Origin of the sequence: Nocardia sp. NPDC049737 (genome assembly GCF_040674755.1) — a bacterium.
Classification (GTDB): domain Bacteria; phylum Actinomycetota; class Actinomycetes; order Mycobacteriales; family Mycobacteriaceae; genus Nocardia.
Window position 1 is genome coordinate 38,332 of the sequence record NZ_JBFANH010000030.1, and the last position, 15,366, is coordinate 53,697.

Genomic DNA, 15,366 nt, shown 5'->3' on the forward strand with positions numbered 1-15,366 from the left:
TTAGGCACCTTCTCGATCGGAACGGTTACGGATATCGGTGACGATAGCGGAGAAGTCCTTCCCCGCCTGCGACTGGTTGAACCGGGTGTAGATCTCGGCGGCGAGCAGGCCGAGTTTGCCGTCGACGTCGTTATCGCGCAGGGCGTTCGCGGCCAGGCCGAGGTCCTTGGTCATCAATGCCGTGGCGAAACCGGGCTGGTAGTCGTTGTTGGCCGGACTGGTCGGGACCGGACCGGGGACCGGACAGTAGCTGGTCAGCGCCCAACTCTGGCCGGATGCGGTGGACACCACATCGAAGAACGATTGGTGGCTCAAACCCAGTTTCTCGCCGAGCACCAGCGCCTCGGACAGGCCGATCATCGAAAGGCCGAGCAGCATGTTGTTGCAGATCTTCGCGGCTTGACCGACGCCGGAGCCGCCGCAGTGCACAACCTTGCCGCCCATTACCTGGAGCACGTCGAGCGCATCGGCGAAGTCGGCCTCGGTGCCGCCGACCATGAAGGTCAGCGTGCCCGCGGCGGCACCCGCGACACCACCGGAGACCGGAGCGTCCAATGCTCGATGGCCCGCGTCGACGGCACGAACCGCGGCCGCCTTGGCGTCGGCGACATCGATGGTGGAGCAGTCGATGAACAGGGTGCCCGGATTCGCGGCGGGAAGCAGGTCGGCGTAGACGTCGAGGACGAGCTTGCCATTGGGCAGCATGGTGATCACGACATCGCGATTCGCTGCGGCCGCAGCAGCCGAATCCACAACGGTGGCACCGTCTTTGCGTGCCTGCTCCTGTGCGGCGGGGACCGGATCGAAGGCGAGCACGTCATATCCGGCCGCGACCAGATTCGCGGCCATCGGCCCGCCCATATGGCCGAGGCCGAGGAAACCGATCTTCTTCGTCACTTGCCTACCTCCAAACCCAGTTCCTTATCGCCCAATTCGACGAAGTACGCCTCGACCTGTTCGGCGGTGACATCGGCGAGCGTCGCCGGTGACCATCGCGGGTTACGGTCCTTATCGATCACCTGCGCACGGATGCCTTCGACCAGATCGTGCGAGGCCAACGCGGCGATGGACACCCGGTACTCCTCGTCCAGCACCGCCTCTAGGCTCTTCGCGGCACGGGCGGCGCGCAGCGAACGCAACGTCACCTTCAGTGCTACAGGTGATTTCGCGAGCAGTTCGGTCGCGGCCTTGGCGGCCTCCGGCGAGCCGTGCGTCCGCAGTCGATCGACGACCTCCTCGACGGTGTCGGCGCTGTAGCAGGCATCGATCCAGTCCTGCTGGGCCGCCAGGTCGGATTCCGGTGCGTCCGTCGCGAATTTGGCGATGGCGATCTCGGCGGTCTCGGTCCGCAGCGTTTCCAGCAGTGCCGGAATATGTTCCGAGGCCACGTAGTAATCGGCGAAACCCGCGGCGATGGCGTCACCGGCGCTCATCCGCGCGGTGGTCAGTGCGACGTGCGTGCCGATTTCACCCGGCGTGCGGGCGAGCAGGTAGGTGCCACCGACATCCGGAATGAAGCCGATGCCGACCTCCGGCATACCGATCTTGGAGCGCTCGGTGACGATCCGGTGGCTGCCGTGGCCGGAAAGACCGACGCCGCCGCCCATCACGATGCCGTCCATGACCACCACATACGGCTTCGGGTAGCGGCCGATCAGGGCGTTGAGGATGTACTCGTCGCGCCAGAAGAGGCCGGTGGCCGAATCCGCGTTGGCGGCACCGGCAGAGTGCTCATCCAATGCGGCTGCGTCACGGTGGATGGCGACAATATCGCCGCCCGCGCAGAGCCCGCGCTCCCCCGCGCCGGTGACGACGACGGTGCGCACCTCGTCGTCATCGGCCCACACCTGCAGGGCGGCGGAAATGGCGAGGGCCATCGGATGATTCAGGGCATTGATGGCCTTGGGCCGGTTCAGCGTGATCAGACCGAGTCCGTCGCGCTTATCGATGAGAACTTCGGATTCGGTCATGCTGCTCCTACCACCGAGCGGGCGACGACCACCCGCATGATTTCGTTGGTGCCCTCCAGGATCTGGTGCACCCGCAGGTCGCGGACGATCTTTTCCACGCCGTATTCGGCCAGGTATCCGTACCCGCCATGCATCTGCAGCGCCGTATTCGCGACCTCGAATCCGGCGTCGGTCGTGAAGCGCTTTGCCATGGCGCACAATTCGACCTTGTCATCGGCATCCGCATCCAGTGCCGCCGCAGCCCGCCACAGCAGGGTCCGCGCCGCCTCCAGTGCGGTACGCATATCCGCGAGCTGAAATTGCAATGCCGGGTTGTCCAGCAGTCGGGTGTTGAATGCCTTGCGCTGGGCCAGGTACGCGACGGATTTTTCGAGCGCCGCCTGGCCGCCGCCCAGTGAGCAGGCGGCGATATTGAGTCGACCGCCGTTGAGTCCGTTCATGGCAATGCGGAAGCCGTTGCCCTCGACGCCGAGCATATTGGCGGCGGGAACCCTGGCGTTGTCGAGAATCACCTGACGAGTGGGCTGGGCATTCCAACCCATCTTCTTCTCGTTGGCGCCGAAGGAAATTCCCGGGGTATCGGCCGGAACGATGAACGCCGAAATCCCACGAGCACCCGCATCGCCGGTGCGCGCCATGATGACGTACACATCGGTGCTACCCGCACCCGAGATGAATTGCTTCACACCGGTGAGCAAGTAGTCGTCACCGTCGCGAACGGCCTTGGTGCTCAAGGCCGCAGCATCCGATCCGACACCCGGTTCGGTGAGCGCGTAGCTGCCGAGCCATTCCATCGAGGTCAGCCGGGGCAGCCAGCGGTTGCGCTGCTCGGCATTGCCGTAGTTGTCGATCATCCACGAAACCATGTTGTGGATGGAGATATACGCCGCGATGGCCGGGCACCCGGTGGCCAGTTGTTCGAAGATGCGCACGGCATCGAGCCTGCGCAGTCCGGAGCCCCCGACATCCTCGCCTATATAGATGCCACCCATGCCGAGCGAACCCGCCTTGCGCAGCACATCCACTGGAAAGTGCTTCTGCTCATCCCATTCCAGGGCGTTCGGGGCGAGGTATTCGTCGGCGAAGTCGCGCGCCATTTCGGTAATGGCGCGCTCGTCGTCATTCAGTGCGAACACGATCGTCGACCTCCCGTCCGTGGGCTGTTCAGTCCATCGTCGGAATGACGAAGTGGTTGCTGTCCTTCAGCCCGGATGGCCAGCGCTGGGTAACGGTCTTGGTCTTGGTGTAGAAGCGAATCGAATCCGGACCGTGCTGGTTCAGATCGCCGAATCCGGAGCGCTTCCAACCGCCGAAGGTGTGGTAGGCGATCGGCACCGGAATCGGCACATTGATGCCGACCATGCCGACCTGTACGCGGGCGGCGAAATCCCGTGCGGTATCGCCGTCGCGGGTGAAGATCGCGACACCGTTGCCGTACTCGTGCTCGTTGGGCAGGGCCAGCGCTTCGTCGTAATCCTTGGCCCGCACGATCGCAAGCACCGGGCCGAAGATCTCTTCCTTGTAGATCCGCATTTCCGGCGTGACATTGTCGAAAAGCGTTGCACCGGTGAAGTACCCGCCTTCGCCGCCATCGACCGCGAGCCCACGGCCGTCGATAACCAGCTCGGCCCCCTCATCGACGCCGATCTGGACGTAATTCTCGACCCGACCGAGTGCGTCCTTGGTCACCAGCGGGCCGAAATCGGCACCGGCATCGTCGGAGCGTCCGACATTCAGCTTGGCAATCCGCTCGATCAGCTTCTCGCGCAGGCGATCCGCGGTTTCCTGACCGACCGGCACGGCGACCGAGATGGCCATACAGCGTTCACCCGCCGAGCCGTAGCCCGCGCCGATGAGCTGGTCGGCGACATCGTCGAGGTCGGCGTCCGGCATCACGATCGCGTGGTTCTTGGCGCCGCCGAAGCACTGTGCACGTTTGCCATTCGCGGTCGCGGTCTCGTAGATGTACTGCGCGATAGGGGTGGAACCGACGAAACCGACAGCCTTGACGGTCGGCGAATGCAGGATCGCGTCGACCGCTTCCTTATCACCATTGACCACATTGAATACGCCCGCGGGCAGACCCGCCTCCAGGAACAACTCCGCCAGGCGCAGCGGCACCGAAGGATCGCGTTCGGATGGCTTGAGTACGAAGGCATTTCCGCACGCCAGCGCCGGTCCGGCCTTCCACAGCGGGATCATGGCCGGGAAGTTGAAGGGGGTAATGCCTGCGACCACACCGAGCGGCTGACGCATGGAGTAGACGTCGATGCCGGTGCCCGCACTCTCGGTGTACTCGCCCTTGAGCAGATGGGGAATGCCCGCCGCGAATTCGATGACCTCGATACCGCGCTGGATATCACCCTTGGCATCGGGGATCGTCTTGCCGTGTTCGGCAGACAGCAGCGCCGCAAGGGAATCCATCTCGTCCTGCACGAGCGTCAGGAACTTCATCAGCACCCGCGCGCGCTTCTGCGGGTTGAACGCGGCCCACACCTGCTGCGCCTCTGCCGCATTCGCGATAACGGCATCGACCTCGGCCTTACTCGCGAGCGGCACCCGCGCCTGCACCTGGCCGGTATTCGGATCGAAGACATCGGCGAAGTTGCCCGAGGTCCCGGCGACATGCTGTCCGCCGATGTAATGAGTGAGTTCGCGAACCATGCCAGTCCTGTTCTCGTGGGTGGACGCCGCGCATCGCGCGATTTACGGTCATCCTATAGTTGGATGTCCAACTAAATATAGACCTGCAAGCAGACTGTGACCCATCCCACTGGCAACTGCCGAGCAACCCGACCCGCGCTGGCCACCGAAACCGGTTTCACCTAGCGCTGTGACTGTCGCCACCGTAGGATTAGTTTGACGTCCTAGTATCGGGCGCCAAAATAGGATCTCCCTCGGAGGACCCCGTGGCCGACAGCACCGCGCTCCACACGCCCACCCATCCCGTCCGATTCGTGACTTCGGCCGCGCTATTCGACGGGCACGATGCGGCGATCAACATCATGCGGCGGATCCTGCAGGCGCAGGGCGCCGAGGTCATTCACCTCGGGCACAATCGCGCGGTCAGCGAGGTCGTGGACGCGGTGCTCACCGAGGATGCCCAGGGCGTCGCGGTGAGTTCGTATCAGGGTGGACATGTCGAGTACTTCGAATATCTCGCCGACGCGCTGAAGAAGGCCGGGGCCGACCATGTTCGGATCTTCGGCGGTGGCGGCGGGGTGATCGTCGACGAGGAGATCGCGCGGCTGGCCGAATCCGGGGTGACCATCTTCTCCCCCGAGGACGGTCAGCGGCTGGGCCTGCCCGGCATGATCAATCAGCTGATCCGCACCTGCGATTTCGATCTCGCCGCCGAGCCGCCGGTGCTGGACGCGGTACTCGCCGGTGAGCGGGCCGCGCTCGCCCGCGCGATCACCTGCCTGCAGCAGGACACGCTCTCGGAGTCCGATCGGCAGACCTTGGCGTCGGCCGCCGCCGCGCGCACGGTGCCGGTGCTCGGCATCACCGGCACCGGCGGTTCCGGAAAGTCCTCGCTCACCGATGAATTGGTGCGGCGCCTGCGTTCGGATCAGCAGGACAAGTTACGCGTCGCGATTCTCGCGGTGGATCCAACCCGACGACGCGGGGGTGGTGCGCTGCTCGGCGACCGTATCCGGATGAACGCCCTCGACAGCGATCACACCTTCTTCCGCTCCCTTGCCACCCGCGGCGGCCACGAACTGCCGCAGAATATCGACGCCATCGTGGCCGCCTGCAAGGCAGCGGGATACGACCTGGTGATTCTGGAAACCCCGGGCATCGGCCAGGGGGATGCCGCGATCACCGACCACGTCGACGTATCGATGTATGTGATGACACCGGAATTCGGCGCCGCCTCCCAGCTGGAGAAGATCGATATGCTGGATTTCGCGGATGTGGTGGCCATCAATAAGTTCGAGCGCCGCGGCGCCGAGGATGCGCTGCGTGATGTCTCGCGCCAGTTGATTCGCAATCGCGAGGAGTTCAGCAAGACTCCCGAGGAGATGCCGGTATTCGGAACCAGCGCAGCCACTTTCAACGATGATGGCGTGACCGCGCTCTACCAGCACCTCGCCGCGTTGCTCGCCGAGCGCGGTCTGCAAATGCAGCCCGGCGTACTTCCGAAGGTGAATACCCGGTCCTCCACCAGGTTCGCGCAGATCATTTCGCCCGCCCGGGTGCGCTACCTCGCTGAGATCGCCGATACCGTCCGCGACTACCACGCCGATACCGCCACGCAAATCGTTGCGGCACAACGCCTGCAGCGGCTCGAGCAGGTGGCGGCCGAGCTGCCCGACGACATCGCGGTGGCCGAGCTCGCCGAAAAAGCGCGTGACGCGCTGCATGCCGACAATGCCGAACTGCTCGCGGGTTGGCCCGCACTGGCCGAATCCTATCGAGGCGATGAGCAAGTGGTGCGGGTTCGTGATCGCGAGATCCATACCCCGCTGCGCCGGGAGACGCTGTCCGGCAATTCCATTCCGCGCGTAGCACTGCCGCGCTTCACCGATCACGGTGAGCTGCTTCGGTTCCTGCGCTCGGAGAATCTGCCCGGACGGTTCCCGTTCACCGCGGGCGTCTTTCCGTTCAAGCGCGATAACGAGGATCCGGCGCGAATGTTCGCCGGTGAGGGCGATCCGTTTCGGACCAACCGGCGCTTCAAGGTGCTCAGCGAACATGCCGAGGCGACAAGGCTTTCCACGGCCTTCGATTCGGTGACGCTCTACGGTCACGATCCCGCCGAACGCCCGGATATCTACGGCAAGGTCGGCACCTCCGGCGTCTCGATCGCCTCACTCGACGATATGAAGGCGCTCTACGACGGTTTCGACCTGACCGCGCCGACCACCTCGGTATCGATGACCATCAACGGCCCGGCCCCCACCATCCTGGCCTACTTCCTCAATACCGCCATCGACCAAGCGTTGGAACGTTTCTCGGCCGCCGAGGGCCGCGAACCCACCGCCGAGGAGACCGCGGATATCAAGGCGCGCACCCTGGCGACGGTGCGTGGCACCGTGCAGGCCGACATCCTCAAGGAGGATCAGGGCCAGAACACCTGTATCTTCTCCACCGAGTTCAGCCTGCGCATGATGGCCGATATCCAGGAATGGTTCGTGCGCAACGGTGTTCGCAACTTCTACTCGGTCTCCATTTCCGGCTATCACATTGCCGAGGCCGGTGCGAATCCGATCAGTCAGCTGGCCTTCACCCTCGCCAACGGATTCACCTATGTCGAGGCATATCTCGCACGCGGCATGCAGATCGACGACTTCGCGCCGAATCTGTCGTTCTTCTTCTCCAACGGCATGGATCCGGAATATTCGGTGATCGGCCGGGTGGCACGGCGTATCTGGGCCATCGCGATGCGAGATCGCTACGGCGCCAATGAGCGTTCACAGAAGTTGAAGTACCACGTGCAGACCTCGGGCCGGTCGCTGCACGCACAGGAGATGAGCTTCAACGACATTCGGACCACCCTGCAGGCACTCATCGCGATCTACGACAACTGCAATAGCCTGCACACCAACGCATATGACGAGGCGGTGACCACACCCACCGAGGAATCGGTGCGCCGCGCACTGGCCATTCAGCTCATCATCAACCGCGAGTGGGGAGTCGCGATGAATGAAAACCCGCTCCAGGGCAGCTTTCTCATCGATGAGCTCACCGATCTCGTCGAGGAGGCCGTGCTCGCCGAATTCGATCGCATCAGCGAGCGCGGCGGAGTCCTCGGGGCCATGGAGACCGGCTATCAGCGGGGCAAGATCCAAGACGAATCCATGCGCTACGAGCACCGCAAACACGATGGTTCGCTGCCGATCATCGGTGTCAATACCTTCCGCAATCCACACGGCGAACCGCACCGGGTCATCGAATTGGCTCGCGGCACCGAAGCGGAGAAGCAGTCACAGCTGCAGCGCGTGCGTCAATTCCAGCACGACCACCGCGATGCCGCACATGCCGCCCTCGCCCGCCTGGACGCTGTTGCCCGCACCGACGACAACATCTTCGAGGCCCTGATGGACGCCGCCCGGGTCTGCACCCTGCAACAGATCACCGACACCTTCTTCACCGTCGGCGGACAGTACCGCCGCAACGTGTGAAATAGGTTGGGCCGTCAGAAGATTCGCACCTCCGGAATCGCATCCATCTGACGTGCCCACTCCGGGTACTTCGCCAGCTTGGCGTTGTGCAGCGCCATGATTTTGTCGCGCAGCTCGGGGTCCGGCTCATCCGATACGTCGGGTCCGATGGCGATCCTCTGGAAGTGCGGGATGATCTGCGGATCACCGGCCAGATGGACCGGATCGTGCATATACCGCTCCAGCGCGTCCAGATCCTCTATGCCGACGCAATAGGCGTGCGTCAGACCTTCGCTCGCGTCGCCGAGATTCTGACCGACGGTTGCGAAGGACACCGATTCGACCGATGCGGTGCGCTTCATCAGCGCGAGTACCTCGACTTTCTGTGCCTCGGTGGTCTCTTCGCGGAAGCCGAAGCGCAACAGATGAACGATCATGGGTTACCTCCTCGTTTTGAACCAACGAGTTCAATCTAGACAACTGACTGGTAGGAACACAAGAGTGAACCACTGAGTTCATTTGACGCTAATATGCAGGGGTGACGGGTACTACAACGGCGCGGGGGCGCACCGATAAGCGGCAGGCGATCCTGAACGTCGCATTCACCGTCTTCGCGCGACGCGGCTACGACAAGGCGTGCGTGCAGGAGATCGCGGACGAGGCGGGTGTCGCCAAGCCGACGGTCTACAACCATCTCAATGACAAGCAGAGCCTGTTCCGACACGCCGTGCTGGCCGCCGCCGACGCCGTTGCCACCGAAACCCTCGCGATCGTCGACAGCCTGCGCGAGCCGGGCGAGGATCTGTCGGCCGCTCTCACCGCGACGGCGCGCGCACTGCTCGCCGAATGCTCAGGCGAGCGCGCTCGTTCGCTACGCGCGCTGACCTACGCGCAGCTCGCCGCCTTTCCGGACCTGGCCGACACCGTGCTCGAGCGCACCTCCCGGCGCATTGCCGAGGCGCTGGCCGATCGACTCGCGCGACTCGCTCTTTCGGGTCGGCTGCAGACCAAAGACCCGGCGCAGGCGGCCGAACAACTACTCGCGCTGCTCACCGCGCCACTGGAGGCGCGGTCCCGGCTCGGCACCCGCGAGGTGAGCGAGGCCGAGCAGCGCGATATCGCCGATGCGGCGGTGCGGACGTTCCTGTCCGCTTACGGTTCCCGCTGATCCCGAACGCGCCCGACTACGCGCGTGTGACAATCGCGAGGTCAGGGTCTTCAGCTTATTGGGACGGCGGACATGGATCTCTCGGATATCCGCGTTATCGATAGCCATATTCATCAATGGGACCCGTTCCGCACGCCGCGCGAATTCAGCCGGACGGCGAAGTTGCTCCGGATGCTGCCCATTCCGATCGATTGGGCCAAGCAGGTGGCGCCGCGCCGGGATCGGGAGTTCGTCGGAGATCCGACCGCCTATGCGAATCCGTATCTGCCCGCGAATTACCGCGCGGATGCCGATGGCGTGCCCGTCGAATCGATCGTGCATATCGAGGTCGGGTGGACCGGAAAAGGGATGCTGGCCAGGGCTGATGAGACGAAGTGGGTAGCCGGGCTGCCATTCGGCGGCGACAATCCTGCCCTCGGCGCAATCATCGGTAGCGCCGACCCTGCGGCACCGGATTTCGCGCTGCTGCTCGATGCCCATATGGCCGCATCGACATTGCTGCGCGGCATTCGCGCGCACGTCGCACACCATCCGGATTCGAATGTCCGGCCCTATGCCGAGCACGAGGGCGCGCTCGCCACCAAAGAATTCCTCGACGGCTTCGCGGCACTGGCCGAGCGTGGGCTGTCTTTCGAGGCCTGGGTGTATTCACACGCGCTCCCCGATGTGACGGCGCTTGCCGAACGCTATCCTGAAGTCCCGATAGTGCTCGACCATCTCGCCACACCCGCAGGGATTTTCGGTCCGGTCGGCAAACGCACCGGAACGAATCCGAGTCTGCGCCGGGAACTATTCATCCGATGGCGCGACGATCTCACCGCTCTCGCCGAAAAGCCCAATGTGGTTGCGAAGGTCAGCGGCTTGATGATGCCAATCCTCGGCCACCGGGTACCACCGCGTGGAATGCCGACACCCGTTCCGGTGCTGTTGGACCGGATCAGCCCGCTCATCACCCACGCCTACGATGTCTTCGGCGCGGACCGGCTGCTGTGGGGCTCCAATTTCCCAGTGGATAAACCGATTACGACTATCGCCGACAGCGCCGCGGTAATCGCCGCCGCGATCACCCACCACGGCGGCGGCCACGACGAGCTCGAAAAGATCTTCCGAACCAACGCCCAGCGGACCTACCGAATCGAATCCTGATGCGATGCGGATCGAGCGGACGGCAAACGATCGAATAGATATCAAAGCACGCAGAGGTGCTCGACGGCGTCGAGGCCGGGCATTTCGACCTCCCTGACTACCGGATTCGCTGCATAGCGAGATCAGGCGATGAATGAATCCGCGATTTGGCGGGTCAGGACAGCGCGGGCGGTGGCCAGCGATGGACCGTACCAGGTGAGGCTGCGGCCTTCGACCAAGGCGACAGCCAGGCCCGGAAAGGCTTCGGGTCCATCGGATCTGGTGAATACGTATGGCTCGTCGGGAAGCAGGACCAGTTCGACATCGCGGGTCAGCTCGTCCTCGGAGACGTGCGGATAGCGCTCCGCGCGCTCGGCGTGCACGAGTCGCAGGCCGAGGTGCGCTGCCAGGTCGCCGGTGAAGGTGTTGTGGCCGACCACCATCCAGGGATTGCGCCAGATGGGGATGACCGTGTTGCGCGGCGGCCCGGGCTGGGGCGCGGCCCAGGAAGTTTCGGCCTCGATGAGCCAGTCCGGCACCGACCCGTCCAGTGCTTCGGTGAAAAGTCGACGCAGCGAGGCGAAACTCGCGTCCAGCGTTTCGATTCTGGTGACCCACACCGGGATGCCCGCATCCCGCAGTCGCTCCACATCGATGCGGCGATTCTCTTCCTGATTGCAGAGCACCAGATCCGGTGCGAGCTCGATGATTCGGCGCACATTCGGATTCTTGGTGCCCCGAACCCGCTCGACGTCCAGGTCAGCGGGATGCGTACACCAATCCGTCGCCGCGACAAGGACTTCGGGGCGACTGACCGCGATGGCCTCGGTCAGCGACGGAACCAGCGACACCACTCGGCGCACCGGGCGGTCAATGCGTACGACCGCACCCAGATCGTCGATCATGACAGCACCCGACGGCACAGGACACGCGGCTGTTCGGACATGTCAGCGGTCCAAGGCTTCGTAGAGTGCGCGGAGATCGCGCAGACCGGCCGCGGCCGTCGGTTCGTCCTCGGCGATCATGCGCAGTGCCCGACGTAGCAGGGTCGGATCCAGATCATCGATGGCGGGGCGGAATTCGAGCTTCGGCAGGTCGGGCAGTTGGGCACGGTCGCCGTATACGTCATCGGAAACCGTTGGCGTCGTGTCACGTTCGATGCCGACGATGAGGGTGTCCAGGTCGAGGCCACGCAGGGTGAGGATTTCGCGAGGACGCTCATCCAGACGTTCGGCGAGCAGATAGCAGACCGCGGCCACATGTTTGCACGGCCAGCCGGGATCCGGGCAGGTGCAGGAGAAGTCGAGGTCAGCGGCCGTTGTCGGAAGCAGATGCTCGCCGAGGCTCGTCGGCAGCGCGCCGGAGACGATTTCGGCCAGTACACCCGGCGTGGTCCGGATGGTCTCGATGAGCAGTTCCAGTTCCTCGTCGCGCAGCTGCCGGATGGCGAAAACCGAGGTGAACGGGCGCGGCTGACTGCCTTGTACTTCCGCGGTGACCGCACCGGGTTCGATCCGATAGCTCACGACCTGTCCGGCCCTGGCGTAGGTGCGGCCGCGGGCGAGCCGACCGGGTTCGGCCATCTGCTCGACCGCCTCGATCAGCGCCTTGCCCCACCAGGTGCGTCCGAATCCGCCACGGCGGCTGCGTGCTTCGACGCCGCCACGCACCGGTCGGCGCTTGCCGTACTTGCTGTAGTCCTCGAAGGGACTCAATCGCCCACCGCCTCCGCGCCGAGGGCGAAAAGCCGATGCAGTTCGTCCGTGCTCAATTCGGTGATCCAGTTCTCGCCCGCACCGATGGCCAGATCGGCGAGTTGACGCTTACCGCTGATCATTTCGTCGATCTTCTCCTCGATGGTGTCGACGCAGATCAGTTTGCGTACCTGCACATTGCGCTGCTGACCGATTCGGAAGGCGCGGTCGGTGGCCTGGTTCTCGACCGCCGGATTCCACCAACGATCCAGGTGCACAACATGGTTGGCCGCCGTGAGGTTCAAGCCGGTGCCACCGGCCTTGAGCGACAACAACATCAGCGGCGGTCCAGCCGGTTCCTGGAAACGCTCGACCATGGTGTCGCGCTGCTTCTTCGGCACGCCACCATGCAGGAACGGGATCGCCGTACCGAAGCGCTCGGTCAGATAGGGCGCGATGAGATCGCCGAATTCGCGGAACTGGGTGAACAGCAAGGCCTTCTCGTCATCTGCCAGCACCGCATCGAGAACGTCTTCCACCAGGGCGAGCTTGCCGGAGCGGTGGCTGCCGCGGTGCAGCACGCCGGAGGCGTCGCCGAGGAAATGCGCGGGGTGGTTGCAGACCTGTTTGAGCCGGGTCAGCGCACCGAGTACCGCGCCCTTGCGCGCCATACCCTTCGCATCCTTCAGCTTGGCCATCATGTCGTCGACGACCGCCTGATACAGCGCCGCCTGCTCGACGGTCAGGTTGGCGCGCACCGTCATCTCGAGTTTCTCCGGCAGATCGCTGATGACGGCGGGATCGGTTTTCACCCGGCGCAGCACGAACGGCTGGGTGACGGTGCGCAGTCGACTGATGGCATTCTCGTCTCGATCGCGTTCGATCGGCACGGCGAACCGGGCACGGAAGGTTTGTGCGCTGCCGAGCACTTTCGGCATCGTGAAGTCCAGAATCGAGCGTAATTCTTCAAGACGATTCTCCACGGGAGTTCCGGTGAGTGCCAACCGATGTCGGGCAGGCAGCGCCCGCGCCGCCTTCGCCTGCCTGGTTCCCGCGTTCTTGATGTGCTGCGCCTCGTCGAGCACCACCCGATGCCACTGCTGCCGCGCCAATTCGGCTGCATCCCTGGCCAAGAGCGAATAGGTGGTGATCACCAGATCCGCGTCCGCGATGGCCTCGTCCAGTTCCGTGCCCGACTTGCGGCCGACACCGTGATGCACCAAAATCCGCAGATCAGGGGCGAATCGCTGCGCCTCACGCTGCCAGTTGCCGACGACCGACATCGGGCTCACAAGCAGCGTCGGTCCAGTGCCGTCGGTGCCCTCTCGCTCGTGCACGAGCAGGGCCAAGACCTGCACGGTCTTACCCAGACCCATGTCATCGGCCAGTATTCCGCCGATACCGTAGCGGCTCATGGTCGCCAGCCAGGCCAAGCCACGCTCCTGATAGGGCCGCAACTGCGCCTTCAAACCGACCGGCGCGGTGACCGGTACCGGTTCGCGGGTCTGGTCCAAAAGGTCTGCGGCCCAACCGGTTGCGCTGACCTCGGTGATCGGAACCTTCTCGACATGGCCGGTGACGAGTTCACCGACCAGATCGGCGAAGGTGATTTCGGTGTCGTCGAGATGGGCTGCGACATAGCGCGCGGCGGCGGCCAACATCTTGTGGTCGGCCTGCACCCATTCGCCGCGCAGCTGCACCAGATCCGATTTCGAGCGGACCAGCCGTTCCATCTCGGCCTTGGTCAGCACGGCATCGCCGAGCGCGAGTTCCCAACGGTAGGAGACGAGTCCGCGCATGCCCACAGTGCTCTCGGCGGCGGGGACGGCGCTTTCCACGCGTAGCCGCATGGTCGGGGCGCTGATATTCCATGCACGCGGCAGCAACAACCGCACACCTGTCGCCTGCAGCGCATGCGCGCCGTGTTCGACCAGATCCGCGACCACCTCGGTCGGCAACAGCAGGTCCATCGACTGCGGATCGCTCGGCAGGTCGCGCAGCCGCGGATAGGCCCGCGCCGCCTCTCCCAGCTTCTCGATCGTCGTGCGGACCAGCACCGGATCACCCAGCAGCGGAACCGGATTCGGCGCTTCACCATCGGTGCGCAGACAGACCTGCAGTCGCCACAGCGCCACCACATCATCGGCATCGGTATCGGCCTCGCCGAGCGCGATATCGCCCTCGGGCTCCAGCAGCCGCAGCACCAACTCGGGCTCATCCCCGGTCAGACTCGCCCGCCACCGTTCCAGCACCTCGGCCAGCTGATGGCTGCCGCCATCCAGGGCGACGTCATCGATGAGTGCGGCCACCAGCGGATGCGCCGACGGCGGCGGATCCAGCAGTTCCCGGACGATCGGATCGGCGAGTTCGGCGACCATATCCTCGAGCAGCATCGCCGGCTTCCCCGCGACGCGCAATGCGGGCGGCATCGCCACCGCCAACTCCGCCAGCCAGGCGCGCTGGCGCTCGCCGCCGACCAACCGCCAGCGCACCCACCACTGTCCGTCGTCGCGGCGCAGCTCGGCGGCCACCCGCCCGGCCCGCACCCATCGCTCGACACCGTGCGCCACATGCGCGAGAAACCGCAGATCCCCCGAAACCGCATCGGCCGGCAGCCGCTGTCGCAGCGCGACCGCGGCCGCCGCGGGCACCATGGCATGCGCCTTGACCTGCTCGGTCGCTCCCTGCGACCCGCTGATCAGCACCTGCGCCCGGTGCCGGAACTTCGACGCCGCCAGCACCGCACCCAACGGTTCGGGTAGCGCGACCGCGGCCTCCTGCCAGAGCAGCAAGCCCGATCCCGGCGACCACAGACCGTGCAGCATCACCCCATCCAATCAGGCGGGTCCGACAGGCCCTGCGGCCATCCTCGTCCCGCTGCTCAGTCGAGTTCGTAATCGAACCAGATGTGGTGCACACCGTCGGTGTCGACGGTGAGACCACCGGTGCCGGTGATACCTGCCAGCGCACCGGTGCCGCTGGTCGGCACAATGGCGAAGAACTCGGCCGTGCGGTCGGTGCCGAGTGTGGTCGCCGAATGCGCGAAGTTGAAGCTACCCGCGCGACCGTTCAGCGCACCATCGAAGGACTCCATCGCCACGTACGTGCCCGCACCCGTCGCCTGGTCGAAGGCGGCGGTGAACAGGGTCGCGGACCGACCGGTGATCTCGCCCGCGAACTCCTTCTCGATCCGTGCGAGGCCGACCGGCAACGCGGTGGTGATGGCCGGATCCGGCACGACATCGGTCGGGGTGAAGGAGGCGACGGAGAACGTGCCGATTGCTTTCATGCGGCGCAGCGTA

General features: G+C 64.7%; 12 protein-coding genes. 3 read left to right on the top strand and 9 right to left on the bottom strand.

What is annotated here, in order from left to right:
• Genes mmsB through AB0J47_RS32920 form a run of 4 tightly spaced genes read right to left on the bottom strand, consistent with a single transcriptional unit; the run spans position 1 to position 4,634 of the window.
• The gene (gene mmsB, locus AB0J47_RS32905) at positions 1 to 897 is read right to left on the bottom strand and encodes a 3-hydroxyisobutyrate dehydrogenase (RefSeq protein ID WP_364355095.1); all 897 of its coding nucleotides are present in this window, start codon (positions 895 to 897) and stop codon (positions 1 to 3) included.
• Positions 894 to 1,970 carry an enoyl-CoA hydratase/isomerase family protein gene (locus tag AB0J47_RS32910; RefSeq protein WP_364355098.1) on the bottom strand — a complete coding sequence of 359 codons (1,077 nt, stop codon included), beginning with the start codon at positions 1,968 to 1,970 and terminating at the stop codon, positions 894 to 896. Before AB0J47_RS32910 ends, mmsB begins: the two co-directional genes overlap by 4 nt.
• Positions 1,967 to 3,106 (bottom strand): acyl-CoA dehydrogenase family protein, encoded by a 1,140-nt coding sequence (locus AB0J47_RS32915; RefSeq protein WP_364355101.1) that lies wholly within the window; start codon positions 3,104 to 3,106, stop codon positions 1,967 to 1,969. The genes AB0J47_RS32910 and AB0J47_RS32915 overlap by 4 nt, the downstream gene beginning before the upstream one ends.
• A 28-nt stretch (positions 3,107 to 3,134) precedes the next feature.
• Positions 3,135 to 4,634 carry a CoA-acylating methylmalonate-semialdehyde dehydrogenase gene (locus tag AB0J47_RS32920; protein ID WP_364355104.1) on the bottom strand — a complete coding sequence of 500 codons (1,500 nt, stop codon included), beginning with the start codon at positions 4,632 to 4,634 and terminating at the stop codon, positions 3,135 to 3,137.
• Positions 4,635 to 4,879: 245 nt separating this feature from the next.
• Here AB0J47_RS32920 and icmF point away from each other — a divergent pair, with 245 nt between their 5' ends.
• On the top strand, positions 4,880 to 8,098 hold the full coding sequence (gene icmF, locus AB0J47_RS32925) for a fused isobutyryl-CoA mutase/GTPase IcmF (RefSeq protein ID WP_364355107.1): 3,219 nt from the start codon (positions 4,880 to 4,882) through the stop codon (positions 8,096 to 8,098).
• 14 nt (positions 8,099 to 8,112) lie between these two features.
• Here icmF and AB0J47_RS32930 read toward each other — a convergent pair whose 3' ends face one another.
• Positions 8,113 to 8,514: a Dabb family protein gene (locus AB0J47_RS32930; protein WP_364355110.1), complete on the bottom strand. Its 402-nt coding sequence runs from the start codon at positions 8,512 to 8,514 to the stop codon at positions 8,113 to 8,115.
• 101 nt (positions 8,515 to 8,615) lie between these two features.
• Between AB0J47_RS32930 and AB0J47_RS32935 the strand changes: the two genes are divergently transcribed.
• Both AB0J47_RS32935 and AB0J47_RS32940 read left to right on the top strand, forming a co-directional pair.
• Entirely contained in the window at positions 8,616 to 9,245 is a 630-nt protein-coding gene (locus tag AB0J47_RS32935; RefSeq protein ID WP_364355113.1) for a TetR/AcrR family transcriptional regulator, read from the top strand.
• 72 nt (positions 9,246 to 9,317) lie between these two features.
• The gene (locus AB0J47_RS32940; RefSeq protein WP_364355116.1) at positions 9,318 to 10,391 is read left to right on the top strand and encodes an amidohydrolase family protein; all 1,074 of its coding nucleotides are present in this window, start codon (positions 9,318 to 9,320) and stop codon (positions 10,389 to 10,391) included.
• Positions 10,392 to 10,513: 122 nt separating this feature from the next.
• Here the strand turns inward: AB0J47_RS32940 and AB0J47_RS32945 are convergent, their stop codons facing one another.
• Genes AB0J47_RS32945 through AB0J47_RS32960 form a run of 4 tightly spaced genes read right to left on the bottom strand, consistent with a single transcriptional unit; the run spans position 10,514 to position 15,353 of the window.
• Positions 10,514 to 11,275, bottom strand: coding sequence for a helical backbone metal receptor (locus AB0J47_RS32945; RefSeq protein WP_364355119.1), 762 nt, complete (start codon positions 11,273 to 11,275; stop codon positions 10,514 to 10,516).
• 42 nt (positions 11,276 to 11,317) lie between these two features.
• The gene (locus tag AB0J47_RS32950; RefSeq protein ID WP_364355122.1) at positions 11,318 to 12,085 is read right to left on the bottom strand and encodes an SWIM zinc finger family protein; all 768 of its coding nucleotides are present in this window, start codon (positions 12,083 to 12,085) and stop codon (positions 11,318 to 11,320) included.
• On the bottom strand, positions 12,082 to 14,889 hold the full coding sequence (locus tag AB0J47_RS32955; RefSeq protein WP_364355125.1) for a DEAD/DEAH box helicase: 2,808 nt from the start codon (positions 14,887 to 14,889) through the stop codon (positions 12,082 to 12,084). The genes AB0J47_RS32950 and AB0J47_RS32955 overlap by 4 nt, the downstream gene beginning before the upstream one ends.
• Positions 14,890 to 14,945: 56 nt before the next feature.
• Positions 14,946 to 15,353 carry a DUF3224 domain-containing protein gene (locus tag AB0J47_RS32960; protein WP_364355128.1) on the bottom strand — a complete coding sequence of 136 codons (408 nt, stop codon included), beginning with the start codon at positions 15,351 to 15,353 and terminating at the stop codon, positions 14,946 to 14,948.
• Positions 15,354 to 15,366: the final 13 nt, after the last annotated feature.

Excerpts from the sequence above, each read along its gene's own strand:
- AB0J47_RS32920 (WP_364355104.1), bottom strand. The coding sequence starts at position 4,634 with ATGGTTCGCGAACTCACTCATTACATCGGCGGACAGCATGTCGCCGGG.
- AB0J47_RS32930 (WP_364355110.1), bottom strand. The coding sequence starts at position 8,514 with ATGATCGTTCATCTGTTGCGCTTCGGCTTCCGCGAAGAGACCACCGAG.
- AB0J47_RS32910 (WP_364355098.1), bottom strand. The coding sequence starts at position 1,970 with ATGACCGAATCCGAAGTTCTCATCGATAAGCGCGACGGACTCGGTCTG.
- AB0J47_RS32955 (WP_364355125.1), bottom strand. The coding sequence starts at position 14,889 with ATGCTGCACGGTCTGTGGTCGCCGGGATCGGGCTTGCTGCTCTGGCAG.
- AB0J47_RS32960 (WP_364355128.1), bottom strand. The coding sequence starts at position 15,353 with ATGAAAGCAATCGGCACGTTCTCCGTCGCCTCCTTCACCCCGACCGAT.
- AB0J47_RS32940 (WP_364355116.1), top strand. The coding sequence starts at position 9,318 with ATGGATCTCTCGGATATCCGCGTTATCGATAGCCATATTCATCAATGG.
- AB0J47_RS32945 (WP_364355119.1), bottom strand. The coding sequence starts at position 11,275 with ATGATCGACGATCTGGGTGCGGTCGTACGCATTGACCGCCCGGTGCGC.